This window comes from Microlunatus antarcticus, from assembly GCF_014193425.1.
GTDB classification, from domain to species: domain Bacteria; phylum Actinomycetota; class Actinomycetes; order Propionibacteriales; family Propionibacteriaceae; genus Microlunatus; species Microlunatus antarcticus.
On record NZ_JACHZG010000001.1, the window covers coordinates 2,503,644 to 2,518,462 of the forward strand.

At 72.0% G+C, this 14,819-nt stretch carries 9 protein-coding genes; 8 read left to right on the forward strand and 1 reads right to left on the reverse strand.

The genetic code is table 11. The features are described from left to right. Positions 1–327 precede the first annotated feature (327 nt). The 5 genes from glgX (at position 328) to FHX39_RS11665 (ending at position 6,173) form a co-directional block, all read left to right on the forward strand. Entirely contained in the window at positions 328–2,430 is a 2,103-nt protein-coding gene (gene glgX, locus FHX39_RS11645) for a glycogen debranching protein GlgX (RefSeq protein WP_183338601.1), read from the forward strand. Between the two features lie 17 nt (positions 2,431–2,447). Then, a complete protein-coding gene (locus tag FHX39_RS11650) occupies positions 2,448–3,452 on the forward strand; it encodes an alpha/beta hydrolase (RefSeq protein WP_183338603.1) in 1,005 nt (334 codons plus the stop codon). A gap of 124 nt (positions 3,453–3,576) precedes the next feature. Continuing rightward, entirely contained in the window at positions 3,577–4,728 is a 1,152-nt protein-coding gene (locus FHX39_RS22135; RefSeq protein WP_198423366.1) for an iron-containing redox enzyme family protein, read from the forward strand. After that, positions 4,725–5,003: a CDGSH iron-sulfur domain-containing protein gene (locus tag FHX39_RS21170; protein ID WP_183338607.1), complete on the forward strand. Its 279-nt coding sequence runs from the start codon at positions 4,725–4,727 to the stop codon at positions 5,001–5,003. The genes FHX39_RS22135 and FHX39_RS21170 overlap by 4 nt, the downstream gene beginning before the upstream one ends. A 195-nt stretch (positions 5,004–5,198) precedes the next feature. After that, a complete protein-coding gene (locus FHX39_RS11665; protein ID WP_183338609.1) occupies positions 5,199–6,173 on the forward strand; it encodes a type IV toxin-antitoxin system AbiEi family antitoxin domain-containing protein in 975 nt (324 codons plus the stop codon). A 166-nt stretch (positions 6,174–6,339) separates the two neighbouring features. Here FHX39_RS11665 and glgP read toward each other — a convergent pair whose 3' ends face one another. Then, the gene (gene glgP, locus FHX39_RS11670; RefSeq protein ID WP_183338611.1) at positions 6,340–8,916 is read right to left on the reverse strand and encodes an alpha-glucan family phosphorylase; all 2,577 of its coding nucleotides are present in this window, start codon (positions 8,914–8,916) and stop codon (positions 6,340–6,342) included. A gap of 176 nt (positions 8,917–9,092) precedes the next feature. Here glgP and FHX39_RS11675 point away from each other — a divergent pair, with 176 nt between their 5' ends. Genes FHX39_RS11675 through glgB form a run of 3 tightly spaced genes read left to right on the forward strand, consistent with a single transcriptional unit; the run spans position 9,093 to position 14,793 of the window. Then, the gene (locus tag FHX39_RS11675; protein WP_183341309.1) at positions 9,093–11,177 is read left to right on the forward strand and encodes an alpha-1,4-glucan--maltose-1-phosphate maltosyltransferase; all 2,085 of its coding nucleotides are present in this window, start codon (positions 9,093–9,095) and stop codon (positions 11,175–11,177) included. After that, the gene (locus FHX39_RS11680) at positions 11,174–12,649 is read left to right on the forward strand and encodes a phosphotransferase (protein WP_183338613.1); all 1,476 of its coding nucleotides are present in this window, start codon (positions 11,174–11,176) and stop codon (positions 12,647–12,649) included. Before FHX39_RS11675 ends, FHX39_RS11680 begins: the two co-directional genes overlap by 4 nt. After that, on the forward strand, positions 12,646–14,793 hold the full coding sequence (gene glgB, locus FHX39_RS11685; RefSeq protein ID WP_183338615.1) for a 1,4-alpha-glucan branching protein GlgB: 2,148 nt from the start codon (positions 12,646–12,648) through the stop codon (positions 14,791–14,793). Before FHX39_RS11680 ends, glgB begins: the two co-directional genes overlap by 4 nt. Positions 14,794–14,819: the final 26 nt, after the last annotated feature.

A 14,819-nucleotide genomic window follows, 5' to 3' on the forward strand; every position in this document is an offset into this window, starting at 1 on the left:
GCTCCCGAGAGGTGGAGGGGTGGGCACCTCGACCGTGACAACCGCACCGACGAGGCTCGGGAACCGTAAGCCTGCCGGTGGGCGCAGGTCTATAGCCGAAGAATATTGTGCGAAGCGTCTCAACACGGGCGCCCCGGTGTGGCTGCGGCCGGCCCGGGTATGGCGGTCGTCGCCCGGGCGGCCGGGTGGGCGCGACCGACTGGCACGAGCGGTCACGCGGGCGCGGCGAAACAGGCATGATGGGCGGGCCCGCGCCCCGTGACGCGCGGTGCTGCACCGGCCGATCCCTGAAGAACCGGGGGTGCGGCGTCCCTCAGGAGGCTCCCGATGACGATCTCGTTGCCCGTGCCCGGCGACACCTCCATGCTGGGCGCGCACGTCGTCGACGGGGGCACGGCCTTCGCGCTCTGGGCCCCGCGCGCGACCCGCGTCGAGCTCGCCCTCGTCCACGCGGACCGTTCCCAGGTCAACCACGAGATGCACCGGTCCTCCGACGGCGTGTGGCACGTCGTCGTCGCCGGGGTCGGCGCCGAGCAGCGCTACGGCTACCGGGTGCACGGCGCCTGGGACCCGGCCAACGGGGAGCGCTTCAACCCGGCCAAGCTGCTCCTGGACCCGTACGCCCGTGCGATCACCGGCGGTGTCGACTACTCCGGCCCGATCCTCGACCACATCGACGCCTCGGACTTCGTGCCGAGCCCGGAGGACTCCTCCGGCTCCGTGCCGCTCAGCGTCGTCGTCCGCGACTCGCCCCCGCCGCGCCCCGTCGCCACCCCGGTGGAGCTGAGCGACAGCGTGATCTACGAGCTGCACGTCAAGGGCTTCACCCGCCTGCACCCGCAGGTCCCCGAGCACCTGCGCGGCACGTACGCCGGCCTCGCCTACCCGGCCGTCGTCGCGCACCTGAAGTCCCTCGGGGTCACCGCCGTCGAGCTGCTGCCCGTGCACCAGTTCGTCTCCGAGCCGTTCCTCATCTCCCGCGGGCTGTCGAACTACTGGGGCTACAACACGCTCGGCTTCTTCGCCCCGCACTCCGCGTACGGGTCGGTGGGCACGCTCGGCGCGCAGGTCGACGAGTTCAAGCAGATGGTCTCGGCCCTGCACGACGCCGGCATCGAGGTCATCCTCGACGTCGTCTACAACCACACGGGCGAGGGCGGCCACGAGGGCCCGACGCTGTCGTTCCGCGGGCTGGACCACCTCGGCTACTACCGGCTGACCGCCGACCGGCGCAACGACTACGACGTGACCGGCTGCGGCAACTCGGTCGACACCTCCGAGCCCGGCGTGCTGCGGCTCGTGCTCGACTCGCTGCGCTACTGGGTCACCGAGATGGGCGTCGACGGCTTCCGCTTCGACCTCGTGACCACCCTGCTCCGCGACGAGCGCCACCACGTTGACCAGGAGCACGCGTTCAAGCAGGCGCTGCGCGACGACCCGGTCCTCAGCCAGGTCAAGATGATCGCGGAGCCCTGGGACGTCGGCCCGTACGGCTACCAGGTCGGTGCCTTCGGCGAGGGCTGGAGCGAGTGGAACGACCGCTTCCGCAACTACGTGCGCGACTTCTGGCGCGGCAACACCCAGGGGGTGGCCGAGCTCGGGCAGCGTCTGGTCGGCTCGCCCGACGTCTTCGACCACGGCAACCGGCCCGTCGGCGCGAGCGTCAACTACGTGACCGCGCACGACGGCTTCACCCTGCGCGACCTCGTGACGTACGACGTCAAGCACAACGGCGGCAACGGCGAGTCCAACCGCGACGGCACCGACGACAACCGTTCCTGGAACTGCGGCGTCGAGGGCGAGACCGACGACGCGGGCATCCTCGCGCTGCGGCGGCGCCAGACCAGGAACCTCATGGCGACGCTCGTGCTGGCCGCCGGCGTCCCGATGATGGTCGCCGGCGACGAGCTCGGCCGGACGCAGGGCGGCAACAACAACGCCTACTGCCAGGACTCCCCCACCTCGTGGGTGCACTGGGACACCGCCCAGGAGTGGTCCGGGCTGACCGACCTGACCCGGCGCCTGCTGGCCCTCCGGGCCGAGCACCCCGTGTTCCGCCGGACGACCTTCCGCCACGGCGAGCAGCTCGTCGACGCGACCAATCACCCGATCGGGCGCCGCAACCTCGCCTGGTTCGGCGGGGGCCGCGAGGAGATGACGCAGGAGGACTGGCACGACCCGCACCGCCGGACGCTCGGGGTCTACCTCGCCCACGACGCGCCCAACCGCGACCACGACGAGGCGTTCCTGGTCTGGTTCCACGGGGGCGCGGACGAGGTGCACGTGGCGCTGCCCGACGGGGGCTGGGCCGACACCTACACCGTCGTCGCGCACACCGGCGAGGACCACGAGCTGACGACCGAGAAGATCCCGGCCGGCACGACCCTGCGCATCCCCGGTCGTACGGTCGTGGTCCTGCAGGTCGACTGACGGACCCGGGAGGACCCGTGAACCGCCGCACCCGGCTCCTGACGTCCGCCGGCCGTCGACTGCCCCGCCCGGACCCGCCGCCCGCGTCCTACCTGCGCCGGGTCCGGCGCGAGATCCCGCGCCCGGTCGCCCGGGTGGTGCTCGGGTCCGTGTCGCGCGGCATCGCGATCACCGACCACGTCCTGCCGACCACCCCGTACGCGGTGCCCGTCCGCGTCTACCGCCCACGGCGCGCCGTCGGGCCACTCCCGCTCCTGGTCAACCTGCACGGCGGCGGGTTCGTGTTCGGCAACCTGGGCGGGGCCGACTGGCTGTGCGGCCAGCTGGCCGACCGGGTCGGCGCCGTCGTGGTGTCGGTCGACTACCGGCTCGCGCCCGAGCACCCCGCGCCGACGCCGTACGAGGACGCCTGGGCGGCCACCCGCTGGCTGCTCGAGCACGCGACGACCTGGGGCGCCGATCCCGGACGGACCGTCCTGGTCGGCGAGAGCGCGGGCGGCAACCTCGGTGCGCTCGTCACGCTGGCGCTGCGCGACCGTCAGCGCGCCGAACCCGGGGCTCCGGGACTCGTGGGCCAGGTCCTGCTCTACCCCTCGACCGACCTGACGATGACGTCCGCCTCCGCGACCGCGATGGTGGACGCGCCCGTGCTCTCGAAGCGGGCGATCGACTGGTACGGACGCCAGTACGTCCCTCAGGGCCTGCCGCACTCGATCCTGCCCGACGACCCCCGCGTCAGCCCGCTGCGCGCCGTCGACCACACCGACCTCCCGCCCGCGCTCGTCGTGGCCGCCGGGCTCGACCCGCTGCGAGACGACGCCCTGGCGTACGCGGCCGCGCTCCAGCGCGCGGGCGTGCCCGTCCGGACCGTGCTCTACCCCGACGCGGTGCACGGCTTCGTCTCGATCCCCCGCTTCGAGCCCGCCGCCGCCCAGGCGCTGGACGAGGCGGTCACGCACGCGGTGTCGTGCCTGCTCGCCGCGACGGTCCACCCCACCGCGGAGCCTCACCCCAAAGGGTGAAGATCGGCCGGCTTCGCAACCGCTGGCCGTGAGGGCACCGAAACAGTTCCGTAACCTGGCGCTGGCACCACGCGCCGGGCTCGGGGCGATGCACCAGGCAACGCCCTCCAGCCGGAGGAGCTCCGTGATCACCGTCGACGCCGACGTCCCTGCCCCCGCTGTCCTCCCCGCCCCGGCCCTTCCGGTCGCGGCCCCCGTCCGGGCGGACCCGCTCCTGCACGACGGTCCCGCGCCGCTGCCCTCCCCCCGGGGACCGGTCTCGGCGGCCCTGCTCGCCACCCTCCAGCGCGACGCGACCCGTTCGGTCGACCTGCGCCACTTCACCTGGGAGGCGCCGCCCGCGGACGCCTGCACCGACGACGACCTGCAGCTGGCGCTCTGGCTGAGCTACGAGCTGCACTACCGCGGGCTGGCCGGCGTGGACGAGCGGTGGGAGTGGCACCCCGAGCTCCTCTGGGCCCGGGCGCGTTGGGAGGACCAGCTGCTGGCCGGCCTCGAGGCCGCAGTTCCGCGTGGCGGCCCCGCCGGGGCGACCGACCCCTCGACCGGGGACGCGCTCGACCCCGTCGGCGACGTCGTCGCCGGGCTCACCGCCCTGGCCGAGGCCGACGGCGAGCCGTCGCTGTCCAAGTTCCTGATGCGCAGCGCGACCGCGGCGCAGTTCGCCGAGTTCCTCACCCACCGCTCGCTCTACCACCTCAAGGAGGCCGACCCGCACAGCTGGGCCATCCCGCGGCTGAGCGGCGCGGTCAAGGGCGCGCTCATCACGATCCAGGCCGACGAGTACGGCGGCGGGGTCCCCTCGGCGATGCACGCCCAGCTGTTCCGGAGCCTGATGGCCGGCTGGGGCCTCGGGACCTCGTACGGGCACTACCTCGACCGGGTGCCCGGCGTGACGCTGCTGGGCACGAACCTCATCTCGTTCTTCGGGCTGCACCGCCGTTGGCGCGGCGCGCTCGTCGGGCACCTGACGGCGTTCGAGATGTCGTCGTCGGTCCCCAACGCCCGCTACGCTCGCGGCCACCGCCGCCTCGGTGGCGGCGAGGAGACGGCCCGGTTCTTCGACGAGCACGTCGTCGCCGACGCGGTGCACGAGCAGATCGCGCTGCACGACCTCGCCGCCGGCCTCGTCCGCGCCGAGCCGGCCCTCGCCGGGGACGTCCTCTTCGGCGCGCGCTGCGCCGCGTACGCCGACACGGTCGTCGCCCAGCACGTCCTCGGCCGCTGGGAGGCCGGGCTCAGCAGCCTGCGTCCGACGGGCGAGGTGACCGCGTGAGCGCCGGCTCGGGCGACGACGTCACCGTCACGATCTGCCCGGACGGGCCGCTGCTCGTCCGCGGCCCCGCTCAGCTGCGGACGGTCGACGGCCGCACCGTCGAGCACGACCGCACGGTCCTCGCCCTCTGCCGCTGCGGGCGTTCGCGTCTCAAGCCGCTCTGCGACGGCTCGCACCGGCTGAGCAAGTTCCGTGACCCGGCCACCGCCGAGCAGCTCGACCACGTCCTGACGAACGCCACCCCGCTGCCTGCGGAAGGTTCCTCGGCCGCCTGACCCCTTCGCGAGTCCCACGAGTCCCGCGAGTCTCAGGATTTTCACGTTCACGTGAAAAACTGGTGCTGACCCCGGCAGATCTGCTGTGCTCAGCGCCAGTTTTTCGTGGTCCGAGCGTCTGTGGACGACGGGGCATACCACCGCTGCGCCTGTGGATCAGCGGCCGAAAGGCAAGCCGATCACCATGCTCCCGGCGTGGACCCTCTCCTCGACCTCCGACTGCCCTACCGCGACTTCTTCACCCGGCGAGAAGCTCTCGAGCTGGGCGAGACCGACCGGTCGCTGAGCACCGCGCTCCGAGCCGGCAGGCTCGTCCGGCTCCGGCATGGCGTGTACGCGTTCGCCGAAAGACTGGTCGGCCTGCAGGACGAGGAGCGCCACCTCCTGCTCGCGCGGGCGGCGGTGGCGCAGCAACGCGGCGCGGTCGCTCTCGCCGGCCCGACCGCGGCCCTGCAGCACGGCTTCGCCGTCTTCGGCCACGACCTGCAGGTCGTCCACCTCGCGCGGCTCGACGGCGGTTCGGCTCGTCGCGAGACGGGGATCGTCCACCACCGGATCGGCGCGGCAGTCTCTGACGGGATCACGTCCCGCAACGGCCTGCTGACCGTCAGCCCCGAGGACGCCGTCTGGCAGGTGGCGCTCCTCTCCAGCCTCGAGGGCGGCGTGGTCACCGCGGACTCGGCGCTCCACCAGCTCCCCGCCCTGGTCGGCCCGCTCGCCCGGGTCGTCGGCCGTTCTCCGTTCCACCCGCACTCACGAACCGCGCGGCTCGCCCTCCGTCTGGCGCGGCGCGAGGCCGAGTCGCCGGGAGAGTCCCTGACCCGGATGGCCTGCTACCGCCACGGGATCCCGGCACCGACCCTGCAGCACAAGGTCCACGACGAGGTCGGCCGGCTTCTCGGCGTCTCGGACCTGTACTGGGAGGGCTGTCGCTTGCTGGGCGAGTTCGACGGCCGCATCAAGTACGAGCGCCTCCGCAAAGAGGGCGAGACGGCGACCGATGTCGTGACCAGGGAGAAGACCCGGGAGGACGGGATGCGGTCCACGGGGCGCGGCATGTCGCGCTTCATCTGGTCCGAGGTGCAGCCAGGTTCGACCGCGCGACGGATGGCCAAGCTCCGCCAGGAGCTGGAGCAGTCGCGCCGTCTGTACGTCCGCGTCGCGAGCTGAGTCCCTTGGGATCGCGCTCCGGCAAGGGGACCGTGCGCTCGTGCTCACCACGAGAAACTGCCGCTGAACACGGCATATCTGCTGTGCTCAGCGGCAGTTTTTCACGTGAACGTGAAAAAATTCGGACTGGTGAGACGCAAGGGACTAGCCCCGCGGAACGTTCCCCTTACGCGGACGGGGGCGAGGACAGGCCGCTCGGAACCGCGGCGAGGCCCATCTCCGCCGTGCTGACGAGCAGCGGGTGGTGCGGGACGACGCGGACCGTGTAGCCGATCGAGCCCGCGCGGCGGGCCTGGACGGTGCCCTCGTAGCGGCGCAGGCCGCCATCGACGTCAGCACCCTCCGGGAAGGGCGTGATGCGCGGCTCGCGGAGCTGGTCGTCGGAACCGACCCGGCCGGTCACGAGCTGCACCTCGACGTCGGACGGGTCGAGCGAGCCGAGCCGGACGAGCGCGCTGACGTGGATGCCGGTGCCGACCTCGACCTGGTCGCCGTCGAGCGACTGCACGTGGTCGACGACCACGTCGCCCCAGGCGTCGCGGACCTTGCGCTTCCACTCGGCCAGGGCCTCGGGACCGCCGGTCTCGGCGGCGAGCGACCGGCTCGACGCCGCCGACGGGGTGTAGAGGTGCGTCACGTAGTCGCGGACCATGCGGGAGGCGAGGACCTTCGGCCCGAGGCCGGCCACCGTCTCGCGGATCATCTGGATCCAGCGCTTGGGGTAGCCGTGCGAGTCGCGGTCGTAGAAGCGCGGGACGATCTCGTTCTCGATGATCTCGTAGAGCGACTTGGCCTCGAGGTCGTCGCGCTGGTCGCCCTCGACGCCCTCGGCCGAGGGGATCTCCCAGCCGAACGCCGGGTCGTACCACTCGTCCCACCACCCGTCGAGGATCGACAGGTTGGCCGCGCCGTTGAGGGCGGCCTTCATGCCCGACGTGCCGCACGCCTCGTACGGGCGCAGCGGGTTGTTCATCCAGACGTCGCAGCCGGGGTAGAGCGGCTTGGCCATGCCGATGTCGTAGTCGGGCAGGAAGACGATCCGGTTGCGGACGTCGTGCTCGTCCGCGAACTGCACCATCTGCTGGATCAGCGCCTTGCCGCCCTCGTCGGCGGGGTGCGACTTGCCGGCGATGACGATCTGGATCGGGCGCTTCTTCGACGTCAGCAGCGCCTTGAGCCGCTCGGGCTCGCGCAGCATCAGGGTGAGGCGCTTGTACGACGGCACGCGCCGGGCGAAGCCGAACGTGATGGTGTCGGGGTCGAGGACGCCCGAGACCCAGTCGGTCGACAGGCCGCGGTGCGCGCTGCTCTCGGCGAGCCGCTTGCGCGTGAACGCGATCAGCTCGGTACGCATCGTGCGCTTGAGGTTCCAGATGGTCTTGTCGTCGACGTCGACGAGGCCGTTCCAGTCGTAGCCGTCGATCACGCTGTCGCTCGTGCTGCCCGTGGGGGCCTCGAGCAGGGCGAGCAGGTCGCGGTGCACCCAGGTGAGGTGGTGCACGCCGTTGGTGATCGAGGTGATCGGCACCTCGCTGGTGTCGAAGCTGCGCCACAGCCCCTGGAACATGTCGCGCGACACCTCGCCGTGCAGCAGCGAGACGCCGTTGGCGCGCTGCCCGAGCCGGAAGCCCATGACCGCCATGTTGAACACGCCGTGGTCGCCGCCGTCGTAGTCCTCCGAGCCGAGCGCCATGACGCGCTCGAGCGGCAGGCCGAAGTCGGCGAACTGGTGGCGGACCAGGTCGACCGGGAAGCGGTCGATGCCGGCAGGGACGGGGGTGTGCGTGGTGAAGACGGTGCCGGCCCGCGCGGTCTCGAGCGCGGTGTCGAAGTCGACGCCGGCGACGACCTGCTCACGGATCCGCTCCAGGCCCTGGAAGCCGGCGTGGCCCTCGTTGGTGTGGTACACCTCCGGCACCGGCGTGCCGGTGATCTTGCAGTACGCGCGGACGGCGCGGACGCCCCCGATGCCCAGCAGCGTCTCCTGCGCGAGGCGGTGCTCGGTGCCGCCGCCGTACAGCCGGTCGGTGGTCTCGCGCTCGGGTCCGGCGTTGCGCTCGACGTCGGAATCCAGCAGCAGCAGCGGGACACGGCCGACAGCCGCCAGCCAGACCTGCGCGGCCAGCACGCGGCCGCCGCCGAGGTCCACCTCGACGGTGACCGGGCTGCCGTCGTCGTTGTGCAGCAGCGTCAGGGGCAGCGCGTTCGGGTCGAGCAGCGGGTACGTCTCCTGCTGCCAGCCGGCGGCGTTCAGCGACTGGCGGAAGTAGCCCTGCCGGTAGAGCAGCCCGACGCCGATGATCGGGACGCCGAGGTCGGACGCGGTCTTGAGGTGGTCCCCGGCCAGGATCCCGAGGCCGCCGGAGTACTGCGGCAGCACCTCGGTGATGCCGAACTCCGGGGAGAAGTACGCGATGCCCGCGGGTGCCTCGGGGTGCTCGGCCGCGAAGCCCGCGTACCAGAGGTCGCCGCTGGTGTAGTCGGCGAGGTCGGCCTGGACGACGCGCAGGTTCTTGAGGAACCGCTTGTCCGAGCTCAGCGTGTCCAGCCGCTCGACGGAGACGTCGGACAGCAGCTTGACCGGGTCGTGCCCGCTCGACTCCCACAGGTCCGGGTCCACGGAGCGGAAGAGGTCCTGGGTGTCGGTGTTCCAGCACCAGCGCAGGTTGCGCGCGAGGTCGCCGAGAGGCTTGAGGACCTCGGGGAGCACGGGGCGGACGGTGAAACGTCGGATGGCACGCACGCGCAGCACCCTAGCGGCGCCTCCGGTCGTGCGGACCGGATCGCCACGCCTGAGACGTGGACCACATCGGTCCGCCCACCGCGCGTGGCCGGACGGCCGCCGCCCGATAAGTTGACGGGGTGAGCCAGACCGACGTGGGTCCCGACCCGTCCAACCTGACGCCCGACCCGACACCCGTGCGCCGGAGCGCTGACGGGCCGCGCCTGGGCGCGCCGGTCGGCCGCATCCCCGTGACCAAGGTGTCGCCCGTCGTCGAGTGCGGCGCCTACCCGGCCAAGGCCAGCGTCGGCGAGGCCGTGCCGATCCGGGCCACGGTGTTCCGCGAGGGCCACGACGCGGTGAACGCGACCGTCGTCCTGACCGGGCCCGACGGCACGGAACGTACCGAGCCGATGCAGCCGACGACCCCGCTCGGCTTCGACTGGTGGGCCGCGACCGTCGTCTTCGACACCGAAGGTCCCTGGACGTTCCGCGTCGAGGGCTGGAGCGACCCGTGGGAGACCTGGGTCCACACCGCCGAGATCAAGATCCCGGCCGGCATCGACGTCGACCTCGTCTGCACCGAGGGCAAGGCGATCTTCGCCGCGGCCGCCGCCCGGGCCGACGCCGACGGGGCCCCCGGTCCCGCCGCCCGCCTCCGCGGAGCCGGTCGGGCCCTGGAGCCCGGGCAGCAGGTGGAGGACCGGCTCGCGGTCGTCCTCGCGCCCGACGTCCGGGCCGCCATGGCCACGTACGGGCCGCGCGAGCTGGTCTCCCCCAGCCCCGACTACCCCGTCTTCGTCGACCGGCGCGAGGCGCTCTTCGCGTCCTGGTACGAGTTCTTCCCGCGCTCGCAGGGGGCGACGTACGACGAGGAGAGCCAGACCTGGACCTCCGGCACGTTCGCCACCTCGTACGAGCGCCTGGAGGCAGCCGCGTCGATGGGTTTCGACGTCGTCTACCTGCCGCCGATCCACCCGATCGGCACCGCGTTCCGCAAGGGCGCGAACAACACCTTGACCCCGGGCCCCTCCGACCCGGGCTCGCCGTGGGCGATCGGGAACGTCGAGGGCGGCCACGACGCCATCCACCCCGACCTCGGCGACTTCGACGACTTCGACGCGTTCGTCGCCAAGGCGCGCTCGCTCGGGCTCGAGGTCGCGCTCGACCTCGCCCTGAACGCCTCGCCGGACCACCCCTGGGTGACGTCCCACCCGGAGTGGTTCGCCAAGCGGGCCGACGGCTCGATCGCCTACGCGGAGAACCCGCCGAAGAAGTACCAGGACATCTACAACTTCAACTTCGACGCCGACCGCGAGGGCATCTACGCGGCCTGGCTGGACGTCGTGAAGCTGTGGATGAGTCACGGCGTCCGGATCTTCCGGGTCGACAACCCCCACACCAAGCCCGTGAGCTTCTGGGCCTGGCTCTTCGCCGAGGTGCGCCGCACCGACCCCGACGTCCTCTTCTTCGCCGAGGCGTTCACGCGGCCGGCGATGATGCACATGCTGGGCAAGATCGGCTTCCACATGTCGTACAGCTACTTCACGTGGCGCAACGAGAAGTGGGAGCTCGAGGAGTACCTCACGGAGCTGACGACCGAGACCGACAGCTTCCTGCGGCCCAACTTCTTCGTGAACACCCCGGACATCAACCCCTTCTACCTTCAGACCGGGGGCAAGACGGCCTTCACCATCCGGGCCGTGCTCGCCGCCACCCTGTCGCCGCTGTGGGGCGTCTACTCGGGCTTCGAGCTGTTCGAGAGCGCGCCGCTCGGGCCGGGCCGCGAGGAGTACCTGGACTCGGAGAAGTTCGAGTACCGGCCCCGCGACTGGCAGGCCGCGGCCGACAGCGGGGAGAACCTCAACCTGCTGCTCGGCCGCCTCAACCAGATCCGGCGCGAGCACCCCGCGCTGCAGCAGCTGCGCGACCTCCACTTCCACACCGCGGCCCACGAGCAGGCGCTGGTCTTCTCGAAGCGGGCCGCCGCGGCACCGGGGACCGGCGGTACGGCTGCAGCGACGGGAGCGGCCGGCGTGGCCGGCACCGACGACGACGTCGTCATCGTGGTCTGCAGCCTCGACCCGCACGAGGTCGTCGAGACCGAGATCGTGCTCGACATGGAGGCGCTCGGGCTCTCCAGCCGCGACGTGTTCCTGGTGCACGACGAGCTGACCGGGCAGACCTGGCGCTGGGGGCAGCGGGCGTTCGTCCGGCTGACCCACGACGACCCGGCCCACATCCTCACCGTCGTCCGCTACCCCAGCCGGACCTCCGCGTGACGGACGCCGCGACCGGCCTGCCCCCCGAGGCGGCCGCGTCGCTGATGCGCGTGGTGACGGGATCCCGCTGGTTCGCCGGCAAGGGCCGCCGGGCGGAGCTGCGCTCGTTCACGCCGCTGCCCTGGCTCAACGACCCAGCGGCTCCGACGTCGGCGGAGGCGGGCGCCGACGAGGTGCCGCGCGTCCGGCTCGCGGTGATCGAGGTGGCCTACCCCGACGAGCACGCGGTCGAGCACTACCAGCTGGCCCTGGCGCACCGCCACGACCGGGTGCCGGACGGGGTGGCCGCCGCCGCGGCCGAGCTCTACGTCGACGAGGGGTCCGTGGTCTACGACGCGACCCAGGACGTCGCGGGCGCCCGGGTCCTGCTGCAGGCGCTGCTCGCCTCCGAGGAGGTCACCTCCGAGGTCGGGCGGGTCCGCTTCGACCTGCGGGACGCGGCGGCCATCACCCCCGACCTCGAGCCGCAGGTCTTCCGCGGCCAGCAGAGCAACACGTCGGTCATGTTCGGCGACGTGGCCATGCTCAAGCTCTTCCGCCGCCTCGAGCTCGGCCGCAACCTCGACATCCAGGTGCACGCCGCGCTCAACGACGCCGGCATGACCGACGTCGCGCGCCTCTTCGGCTCCGTCGAGGCGACCTGGACCGCGCCGGACGGCGAGGTGCTGGGCGCCGACCTGGCCATGTGCGTGGAGAAGCTGGCCGACGCGGTCGACGGCTGGGACCTCGCGCTGGCCTCGCTGGAGGCCGAGACGCGCGGCGCCGCCCGTGAGGTCCCGTCGTCGGACGACGGGTTCGCCGCGCACGCCGCCGCCCTCGGCCGGGCGCTGGCCGAGGTCCACACGGCGCTGCGGACCGCGTTCGGGACCACCGGGCAGCCCGGCTCGACCGTGGCCTCGGTCATGACGCAGCGCCTCGCGACGGCAGCGGCGATCGCCCCGGCCCTCCGCCCGTACGCCGACGGCCTCACGGAGCGCTTCGCCGCGCTCGAGGGCACCGAGCTCGACGCCCAGCGCGTGCACGGCGACTTCCACCTCGGTCAGACCCTGCACACGCCGTCGGGCTGGAAGATCATCGACTTCGAGGGCGAGCCGGCCAAGACCCTGGCCGAGCGGGTCGCCCCGGACTCGGTCTGGCGCGACGTCGCCGGGATGATGCGGTCCTTCGACTACGCCGCGGCCAGCGTGCCCGGCGACGCGGCGGGCGCCTGGCGCGACGGGTGCCGCGAGGCGTTCCTCGCGGGCTACACCGACGGACGCGGCCTCGGCGCCGACGACGCCGGGCTGCTGGCCGCGTACGAGGCGGACAAGGCGGTGTACGAGGTCGTCTACGAGACCCGCAACCGGCCGGACTGGGTGGGCATCCCGCTCGGCGCCGTCGCGGTCCTGGCCGCCGCCCCACCGGACCCGACGGGCTCGCCCGCGTCCGACCCCCGAACCAACGACGGATCAAAACCGGAGGAGCTCGCATGAGCCACGACCCGAGCGGCAACCTGACCGGATGGGACCTGAGCGGCTTCCACGAGGGCCACGACACCGAGGCCTGGCGCCGGCTCGGCGCCCACGAGACCTCGGTCCACGACGACGAGCGCGGTGACCTCGCGGGCACCCGCTTCTCGGTCTGGGCACCCAACGCGCAGACCGTGCGCCTGGTCGGCGACTTCAACCACTGGAACGGCGAGGGCCACACGATGGTCCTCGTGCCCGGTTCCGGGGTCTGGGCGCTGTTCGTCGAGGGCGTGGGCACCGGGAACCTCTACAAGTTCGAGGTGCTGGGCGCCGACGGCGTCTGGCGGCTCAAGGCCGACCCGATGGCCATGTTCGCCGAGGCCGCGCCGCACACCGCCTCCATCGTCTACAAGACCCAGTACGCCTGGGGCGACGACGACTGGATGTGGTACCGCGGGGAGAAGAAGCAGCACCAGGAGCCGATGAGCATCTACGAGGTGCACATCGGGTCGTGGCGCAAGGGCCTGACCTACGTGGAGCTCGCCGACCAGCTCGTCGAGTACGTGACGTGGCAGGGCTACACCCACGTCGAGTTCCTGCCCGTCGCGCAGCACCCGTTCGAGGGCTCGTGGGGCTACCACATCACCGGCTACTACGCCCCGCAGAGCAAGTTCGGGTCGCCCGACGAGTTCCGCTACCTGATCGACAAGCTGCACCAGGCCGGCGTCGGCGTGCTCGTCGACTGGGTGCCCGGGCACTTCGCCACCGACCCCTGGGCGCTGCAGCGCTTCGACGGCACCGCGCTCTACGAGCACGAGGACCCGAAGCTCGGCTGGCACCCCGACTGGGGCTCCTACATCTTCAACTTCGGCCGCAACGAGGTGAAGAGCTTTCTCGTCTCCAACGCCTACTTCTGGCTGCACGAGTACCACATCGACGGTCTGCGGGTCGACGCCGTCGCCTCGATGCTCTACCTGGACTACTCCCGCAAGGAGGGCCAGTGGATCCCGAACAAGTTCGGCGGGAACGAGAACCTCGAGGCCATCGAGCTGCTGCGCGCGACGAACAAGCACGCGTACGAGCGCGAGCCCGGCACGATGATGATCGCCGAGGAGTCGACGTCGTTCCCGGGCGTCACCCGGCCGGTCGACTGGGGCGGGCTGGGCTTCGGCTTCAAGTGGAACATGGGCTGGATGAACGACTCGCTGCGCTACTACGGCCGCGAGCCGCTCCACCGGCAGTACCACCACCACGAGATGACCTTCGCGATGGCGTACGCCTACTCGGAGAACTTCATCCTGCCGATCAGCCACGACGAGGTCGTGCACGGCAAGGGCTCGATGTACGAGCGCGCGCCGCAGGACGACTGGCGCAAGTTCGCCACGATGCGCGCCTTCTACGCCTTCATGTGGTCGCACCCGGGCAAGAAGCTGCTGTTCATGGGCACCGAGTTCGGGCAGAAGCGTGAGTTCTCCGAGGCCCGCAGCATCGACTGGTGGCAGAGCGCCGAGCCGGGCCACCACGGGGTGCAGCGCCTGGTCAAGGACCTGAACGACGTCTACCGCGCGCACCCGGCGCTGTGGAAGATGGACAGCGACCCGTCCGGCTTCTCCTGGATCGACGCCGACGACTCGGGCGGCAACGTCTTCTCGTTCCTGCGCTACGACGGCGACGGCCAGATGATCGCCTGCCTGACGAACTTCTCCTCCGAGCCCCGCTCGGACTACCGCATCGGGCTGCCCGCGGTCGGGGTGTGGAAGGAGATCCTCAACACCGACTCGAGCGTGTACGACGGCACCGGCGAGATCGGCAACCTCGGTCAGGTCGTCGCGGTCGACGTCCCGTCGCACGGCTACGACGCCTCGGCCCGGGTCACGATCCCGCCGCTGGGTGCGGTGTGGCTCAGCTTCCAGCCCGAGCCGACCGAGGAGCACGCCGACCCGGCGGCGGTGGAGGCCGGCACCCGCGCGGCGGCAAAAGCCGTCTCCCCGGCCGCGGCGGCCGAGCCCGGTACGGCCGGCGGCGCGCTGACCGACGCCGAGCAGAGCGGCGGTCGACGCACGGTCCGCCAGGTCGCCCCGAAGACCCCGAAGGCGCCCGCCGAGGAGATCGGGCCGGACGGCGGCCTCACGACCTCCCTCGAGGGCCCGGACGACCCAAAGGCCTGAGGAGGCGGGCACGGGCCTCGTCGTCG